We start from the raw sequence: 6,095 nt of genomic DNA on the forward strand, positions 1-6,095 counted from the left end.
TTCCAATGGATGGATGTGACGTTGCGCACGCGCGGCTGCGGTTGGCACGTTGAGTCACACCACGCCAGGCCCGATCGCAGGAGAGTCGATGAACGTATCCGCCGTGACGCACGACAGCCCGACAGACGCGCCGCCCGTCGAGGTCGCGAAGACGCCGAAGAAGGCGGCGCTCGCGTCGTTCCTCGGCAGCGCGCTCGAGTACTACGACTTCTTCATCTACGGGTCCGCCGCCGCCCTCGTCTTCGGGCACACGTTCTTCCCGGCCGGCAACGACGCGATCGGCACGGTCGCCGCGCTCGCGACGTTCGGCGTCGGCTACGTGGCCCGGCCGGTCGGCGGAATCGTGCTGGGCCACTTCGGGGACAAGCTGGGTCGTAAGAAGATTCTGTTGCTGACGCTGCTCATCATGGGCATGTCGAGTCTCGCGATCGGGTTCCTGCCCACGTACGAGCAGATCGGCATCGCCGCGCCTATCCTGCTGGTCCTGTGCCGCCTCGCGCAGGGATTCTCCGCGGGCGGTGAGGCGGCGGGCGCCAGCACGCTCACGCTCGAGCACTCACCCGAGGGGCGGCGGGCGTTCTTCACGAGTTTCACGATGACCGGCTACGCGGCCGGGATGGTTCTCGCGACCCTCGTCTTCATCCCGGTGGCCGCGCTGCCGAAGGATCAACTCGACAGTTGGGGCTGGCGAATCCCGTTCTGGTGCAGCGCCGTGATGCTCGTAGTGGCCTACTTCGTGCGCACCAAGCTCGACGAGACTCCGGTGTTCGAGGAGTCGCGTGAGCACGCGGAGGTGCAGAAACTGCCCGTCGTCACCGTGGTGACCACCCAGTGGCGGGACGTCCTGCGGATCGCGCTGTGCTCGCTGTTCGCCGTCGGGCAGACGGTGTTCACCGTCTTCGGGCTCGCCTACGCCACCGGACCCGACGTCGGCATCGACCGCACCACGATGCTGTGGGCGTCGTCGGCGTCGATCGCAGGTTCCATCGTCGCGATACCGCTGCTCGCCACGCTGTCGGACCGCGTCGGACGCCGCCCCGTCTGGATCACCGGCACTCTCGGATGCGGTGTGACGATCTTCGGATACTTCTGGGCCATCTCGGTCGGCTCCGTTCCGCTGATCTTCGGCGCCGCGCTGCTCACGATGACGCTGTTCTACTCGATGGTGAACGGCCTGTGGCCGAGCTTCTTCACGGAGATGTTCGCGGCGCCCGTGCGCTATTCCGGTTTCGCCGTGGGCACGCAGATCGGTTTCCTCATCGCCGGTTTCGCCCCGGCGATCGGCTGGGCACTGCTGGGCACCGGGGTGAACGCCTGGGTGCCGGTCGCGGTGTTCACGGCACTGTGCATGCTGGTCTCGTCCGTCGCCGCCTTCACCGCGCGCGAGACGTACCGGGTGCCGCTGGCCGAACTCGGGCGTCCGTCGACCTCGCGGGAGTAGCCGGAGGACAATGGGGCGATGTCACGGACACCGACAGGAGAATCGGTCACTGCCCGCGTCGTGAGGGTCTTGTCTTCCTTCGACGCGGACACACCGTCCCTGTCGGTGTCCGACATTGCGCGTCGATCCGACCTCCCCGTCGCGACGGCGCACCGCATCGTCGGCGAACTCGTCAAGTTCCGCCTCCTCGAACGCAACGACACCCGCATCAGCATCGGGGTCCGGATGTGGGAGCTGGGGTCCCGCGGTTCGCACACGCTCAGCCTGCGTGAGGCGGCGATGCCGTTCATGGAGGACGTGAACGCCGCGATCAAGCAGCACACCCAGCTGGGCGTCCTCGACGGCAACGAGGTGCTGTTCGTCGAACGGCTCTCCACCCGCGGGTCCGTCGTCAACGTCACCAAGATCGCCGGACGGCTGCCGGTGCATGCGTGCTCGTCCGGTCTGGTTTTGATGGCGAACGCCTCCCGCGACGTGCAGGACGAATTGCTGTCGCAACCGCTCGAACGGTACACCGACGCCACCGTCACCGACCCCGACCAGATGCGACGTCTCCTCGCCGAGGTGCGGCACCAGCACTTCGCGGTGGCCGCCGGTCTCATCACCCCGGGTGCGACGGGAGTCGCTGTGCCCGTGCGGGACAGCGACGGTGGCAGGGTGATCGCCGCCCTGTCCGTCGTCATCCCGCACGATCAGGCGAACCCGCAGTCGGTGGTGGCGGCACTGACGACGGCGTCGCGCGGCATCACCCGGGCGATGACGCGCGGATCGCGGCACTGATCAGAAACCTTTCCATCCATTGGAGTCGGTCTGTGACCCGAGTCTCGACTCGGTCAGAGTGGGTGACACGAACACACCGCCACCGATCGCACGATGTTCCTTCAAATATGCTGCACAGCAGTGTCTTTGCGCGCCGCGATCGAGTGCCGACTCTCCAGGGAAGGTCCACATATGAGCTCGAAATCCGTCAAATGCGACCTGTTGGTCATCGGGTCCGGGGCCGCGGGCATGGCCGCCGCGCTCAAGGCCGCGAGCGAAGGCCACAGCGTCATCGTCGCCGAAAAGTCGAAGTGGCTCGGCGGCACCACCGCCATCTCGGGTGGCTGGGCGTGGGTGCCGGGTAACAAGCAGGGCATCGAGCAGGGCGACACCCGTCAGGAGATCGAAACCTACATCCGGGCACTCGCCAAGGACTGCTACAAGGCCGAGATGGTCGACACCTTCCTCGACGAGGTCCCCGAGGCGATCGACTGGCTCGAACGCGACACCGACGTCGAATTCGTCTATCCCGAGATGGCTCCGGACTACCAGATGGACGCCCCGGGTGCGAAGCCGTCGGGGCGCGCGATCTCCGGCAAGGTCGTCGACGCGCGCACGCTCGGTGAGAACCGGCTCCGGTTGCGCCCCTACCTCGACACGTACACCGTGTTCGGGTACATGCCCGAGGTCGGACCCGACATCGCGCAGTTCCTGCACGCCAACCAGTCGTGGAAATCGTTCGCTTACGTGTCGAAGAAGCTCCTCAAGACGTGGGTCGAGACGGTGCTCTGCCGCAGGTCGTTCGACCGGACCAACGGCAATTCGCTGATGGTGCGGATGGTGTCGTCCGCCGCGAAGCTCGGCATCCGGATGTGGACCGAGACGCCTGTCACGAAGATCCTGCAATCGGAGAGCGGGGTCGTCACCGGCGCCGTGCTCGGGGGAGTGCACGCGGCAACGGTGGAGGCGCGGCTCGGTGTCGTCATCGCGGCAGGCGGCTACTCCTCGGACGCCTCCCTGCGCGCCGAGTACTGGGGTCATGATCCGCACGGCGACAACCACTTCACGCCCACCGTCGGACACGACGGCGACAACGTGCGCCTGGCCGCACCGCTCGGCGGGCACGTCGACACCGACGTCCACGAGCCGGCCGCCTGGGCGCCGGTCACGGTGTTCACCGGTCTGCGCGGACAGCAGCGGATCTTCCCGCACCTGCGTGCGTTCGGGCTTCCCGGACTGATCGCCGTGAACCGCAAGGGTGAACGCTTCGCCAACGAGTCGAGTTCGTACCACGACTTCGGCATGGCGATGATTCAGGAGAACGCCGGCCAAGACGAGACGTTCGGCTACATCATCGCCGACTCGAAAGCCATGAACAAGTACGGAATCGGCTACGCGAAGCCGCGGCCCATCCCGCAGGGCTATTTCAAGAAGACCGGATTCCTCCACAAGGCCGACACGGTCGAGGAGCTCGCCCGCAAGATCGGTGTCGACGCCGCCGGGCTGAAGAAGACCCTGTCCGAGTTCAACGCGGGCGCCGCCAAGGGGGAGGACCCGAAGTTCAATCGCGGATCCAACTGGTTCCACCACTTCAAGGGCGACATGGAGCACCAGCCCAACCCGAACCTCGAGCCGCTCGACAAGGGACCGTACTACGCGGCGAAGATCGAGATGGGCGACCTCGGCGCCTACTCCGGCCTCGCCGTCGATCGGCACAGTCAGGTCCTCGACGACGACAACCAGCCGATCCCCGGTCTCTTCGCGGCCGGTTCCGCGGCGGTCAGCATCTTCGGCGGCGGATACCCGGGCTACGGCGCCAACATCGGGCCCGCCCTCGTCTTCGGATACACCATCGGCCGGGACGCCGAGATCCTCGCGTCGCTGCGCAGCGAATCCACCACACCGACCGTCCTGGAAGAGGTCTGACGTGCCGTTCTACCTCGTCCGCTACGCATACACCGGCGACACCGCCGGCCGGGACACACATCGTCCCGAACACAAGAGTCACCTGCAGGCCGCCGCCGACCACGGACTCATCCTCGGGTCCGGACCGTTCGCCGCGGGAGAAGATCCCGGCGCCGCCATGGTCTACGAGGCCGCGCACCGGCAGGACGTCGTCGACGTCGTCGAGGGCGACCCGTTCCGGACGCACGGATACGTCGCGTCCTACGACATCACCGAATGGATTCCGATGATCGGCCCGTGGGCCGTCGCAGCAGTGGGAGGCAGGTCATGACAGGTCGAGTGGCAGGGAAGGTCGCCGTCGTCACGGGGGCAAACGGTGATCTCGGCGGCGCGACCGCCCGGATGCTCGCCGAGGAAGGGGCGCGGGTTGCCGCGCTCGACCTGAAACTCCCGGGCGCACCGTGGGATTCGGAGTCGATCACGCCGTTCGCCGTCGACGTCACCGACGAGACCAGTGTCGCCGACGCCGTCGCAGCGATCGTCGAAACCGTCGGCGTCCCCGACGTTCTCGTCAACTGCGCCGGCATCATCGGCAGGCCCGCACCGTCACACGAGGCGTCGGTCGCCGAGTTCGACCAGATCTTCGACGTCAACGTCAAGGGCGTCTGGCTGATGACCAAACACGTGGTGCCCCACATGATCGGCCGGAAGAAGGGCAGCATCGTGAACTTCTCGTCGATCCACGGGCTGACCGGAGGCTCCAACGTCCCGCTGTACCACGCGTCGAAGGGCGCGGTGCGGCTGCTGAGCAAATCCGACGCCGTCACGTACGGGCCGGACGGGATTCGCGTCAACTCGATCCACCCCGGGTCGATGCGAACGGCGATGAGCCGGCGGTCCGCGGAGGGCAGCGCACTCGGGCCGGAGGAGTACTACCGCCAACTCGTGTCGGGTAACCCCCTCCCGCGGCAGGGTGAACCCGACGAAATCGCGTACGGGGTGCTCTACCTCGCCTCGGACGAGTCCGGCTTCACCACCGGCACCGAACTCGTCGTCGACGGTGGCTACACGGCGCACTGAGGCCGTCAGCCGAAGTGCCGCGCCAGACGCCGGTGCCGGTGCCCGAAGAACGCGCCCAGTACGCGGGCGAGCACCGGCGTCAGCGGCACCAGCGGAAGCCTCGGTTCGAACGTGATCCGGTCGTGGACGCCGGTGCTGCCGTCGTCGAACGGCCTGAGCGTGCGTTCGTGCTCCCACCGGCGCATGCTGAGCATCGTCGACTTCTCGTGGAACCGCAGGCCCGGTTCCAGCTCCGCGATGGTCAGATCGTCGTAGTCGAACGGGACCAGCCCGAACAGTCGCAGCCACGCCCGGCCGAGCGGTTCACCGACCGCGACCGAGTCGATGCTGATCGACTCCTGGCCGCGCGGGATGCTCATCGTCATCCACGGACGCATCTCGTCGTTGATCCCCTCCGGATCGACGACCCTCGCCCACACCTGCCCGATCGGCGCGCCGACGACCGAGCTGCGTTCGATGATCACCGCCCCATCATCGTCGCCTCGCACGACGGGGTGCAACGGGCTCGCCGTCAGTGCCGACGCAGGGCGCGCTTGCGGTCGGCGCGGGCCTGCATCTCGGCGAGGTCGAGGCGCTTGATCGGGCCGACGACGACGATGTACGAGACGACGGTCAGCAGCGCGCACACACCCACGTAGACGAGGGCGAGTTCGAAGGAGCCGTAGCTGTCGACGATGTAGCCGATGACGATCGGTGTGGTGATGCTGGCGACCGATCCGAAGGTGTTGAAGACGCCGCCGCCGAGGCCGGAGATTTCCTTCGGCGAGATGTCGGCCATGACGGCCCAGCCGAGCGCGCCGAGGCCCTTGCCGAAGAAGGACACGCACATCAGGACGACGACGAGCCAGGAAGCCTCGACGAAGTTGCAGCCGATGATCGCGGTGGCCAGTAGCAGACCGGTGATGATGGG

Annotated in this window: 7 protein-coding genes; 5 read left to right on the forward strand and 2 right to left on the reverse strand. The window is 67.0% G+C overall.

Going from position 1 to position 6,095, the window contains the following annotated elements; translation table 11 throughout:
- Nucleotides 1-88 precede the first annotated feature (88 nt).
- From ACFTZB_RS41855 to ACFTZB_RS41875, 5 genes are all read left to right on the forward strand, one after another.
- A complete protein-coding gene (locus ACFTZB_RS41855; RefSeq protein WP_378441276.1) occupies nt 89-1,441 on the forward strand; it encodes an MFS transporter in 1,353 nt (450 codons plus the stop codon).
- 18 nt (nt 1,442-1,459) lie between these two features.
- On the forward strand, nt 1,460-2,221 hold the full coding sequence (locus ACFTZB_RS41860) for an IclR family transcriptional regulator (protein ID WP_072936918.1): 762 nt from the start codon (nt 1,460-1,462) through the stop codon (nt 2,219-2,221).
- 171 nt (nt 2,222-2,392) lie between these two features.
- On the forward strand, nt 2,393-4,126 hold the full coding sequence (locus ACFTZB_RS41865) for an FAD-dependent oxidoreductase (protein ID WP_378441278.1): 1,734 nt from the start codon (nt 2,393-2,395) through the stop codon (nt 4,124-4,126).
- Between the two features lies 1 nt (nt 4,127).
- Nucleotides 4,128-4,436 carry a YciI family protein gene (locus ACFTZB_RS41870; RefSeq protein WP_378441280.1) on the forward strand — a complete coding sequence of 103 codons (309 nt, stop codon included), beginning with the start codon at nt 4,128-4,130 and terminating at the stop codon, nt 4,434-4,436.
- Nucleotides 4,433-5,185, forward strand: a complete 753-nt coding sequence (locus ACFTZB_RS41875) for an SDR family NAD(P)-dependent oxidoreductase (protein WP_378441282.1) — start codon at nt 4,433-4,435, stop codon at nt 5,183-5,185. Before ACFTZB_RS41870 ends, ACFTZB_RS41875 begins: the two co-directional genes overlap by 4 nt.
- Nucleotides 5,186-5,190: 5 nt before the next feature.
- On the opposite strand, the gene ACFTZB_RS41880 is transcribed toward ACFTZB_RS41875, so the two are convergent.
- Entirely contained in the window at nt 5,191-5,649 is a 459-nt protein-coding gene (locus tag ACFTZB_RS41880) for a hypothetical protein (RefSeq protein ID WP_087559920.1), read from the reverse strand.
- A 47-nt stretch (nt 5,650-5,696) separates the two neighbouring features.
- On the reverse strand, nt 5,697-6,095 hold a 399-nt coding region (locus tag ACFTZB_RS41885; RefSeq protein WP_378441284.1), incomplete at its 5' end, for an MFS transporter.

The sequence above is a fragment of the Rhodococcus sp. NPDC057014 genome (assembly GCF_042673295.1).
In the GTDB taxonomy this organism is placed as follows: Bacteria; Actinomycetota; Actinomycetes; order Mycobacteriales; family Mycobacteriaceae; genus Rhodococcus_F.

Excerpts from the sequence above, each read along its gene's own strand:
- ACFTZB_RS41865 (WP_378441278.1), top strand. The coding sequence starts at position 2,393 with ATGAGCTCGAAATCCGTCAAATGCGACCTGTTGGTCATCGGGTCCGGG.
- ACFTZB_RS41855 (WP_378441276.1), top strand. The coding sequence starts at position 89 with ATGAACGTATCCGCCGTGACGCACGACAGCCCGACAGACGCGCCGCCC.
- ACFTZB_RS41875 (WP_378441282.1), top strand. The coding sequence starts at position 4,433 with ATGACAGGTCGAGTGGCAGGGAAGGTCGCCGTCGTCACGGGGGCAAAC.
- ACFTZB_RS41860 (WP_072936918.1), top strand. The coding sequence starts at position 1,460 with ATGTCACGGACACCGACAGGAGAATCGGTCACTGCCCGCGTCGTGAGG.